This window comes from Nitrosomonas mobilis, from assembly GCF_900103035.1.
Taxonomy (GTDB): domain Bacteria; phylum Pseudomonadota; class Gammaproteobacteria; order Burkholderiales; family Nitrosomonadaceae; genus Nitrosomonas; species Nitrosomonas mobilis.
The window spans coordinates 1-1,067 of record NZ_FMWO01000012.1; the positions used below are offsets into that span (position 1 = coordinate 1).

Consider the following 1,067-nt stretch of genomic DNA (forward strand, 5'->3'; position numbering starts at 1 on the left):
GAAGGTGGACGACTGGCATGAATCAATCGGCGATCCCATCCTGGCGGATGCCATTCTGGATCGGCTCGTGCATAACGCACATAAACTGGATCTGTCCGGCGAGTCGATCAGAAAGAGCAAAAGAGATCCTGATTAGTTACTTCTCTCAGAAATCTTGTAAAATCTACAAATTGCGAAGAAACGTAGCAAAATCAGAGGAGGATGGCAATGGCGATGAATAAAATTCAGTTTCAGGCAGGCCTGTCACTGCATGAATTTCTGCATCAATATGGCACGGAAGCACAATGTGAAGCAGCATTGTTTGCTGCGAGGTGGCCACATGGCTGGAGATGCCTGCGCTGCGATGGGGAGCGATATTCCTGTACCCATAACGGCCGCAAGCTATGGGAATGCCTGGATTGTGGCTACCAATGTTCTTCAATTGTCGGCACCGTGTTTGAAAATACTAAATTACCGCTAAGAACCTGGTTTCTGGCCATTTACTTGATGACGCAAAGCAAGAATGCGGTCAGTGCATTGGAACTCAAACGTCAGCTGGGGGTAAGTTACAAAACGGCATGGTCGATCAAGCATAAGCTGTTACAGACCATGCTGCTGCGCGAAGAGCAACGCCGTCTGGATGGACGCGTGGAGGTTGACGATGCTTATCTGGGAGGTGAAAGGCCGGGAAAGCGCGGGCGGGGCGCGGCAAGTAAGACGCCATTTGTAGCGGCAATACAAACAAACAGCGAGGGGAAGCCACTTTATATACGCTTGACTCCCGTAGCGGGTTTTACATATGAAGCGCTCAAACAGTGGTCGGCTGAATGTCTGTCATCTACTGCACGAGTCGTATCTGATGGTTTGGGGTGTTTCGGGGCGGTTACGCATACAGCCGCGCAGCATGAGCGCCATATTGTGGGAAGTGGCAAATCTGCTGTGCAGCGTGCCGAGTTTCGCTGGGTCAATACGCTTCTTGGCAATCTCAAGACTGCCTTCAGCGGAACCTACCATGCATTCAATCACGCCAAGTATGCACAGCGCTATCTTGCAGAATTCTCCTATCGCTTCAATCGCCGTTTTGATTT

2 protein-coding genes are annotated in these 1,067 nt (G+C 50.4%); both read left to right on the forward strand.

The genetic code is table 11. The annotated features are described in order from the left end of the window. Positions 1-136, forward strand: a 136-nt coding sequence (locus NSMM_RS00320) for an ATP-binding protein (RefSeq protein ID WP_176753809.1), incomplete at its 5' end; no start/stop codon positions are given. A 71-nt stretch (positions 137-207) separates the two neighbouring features. Further along, positions 208-1,067, forward strand: an 860-nt coding sequence (locus tag NSMM_RS00325; RefSeq protein WP_090283480.1) for an IS1595 family transposase, incomplete at its 3' end; no start/stop codon positions are given.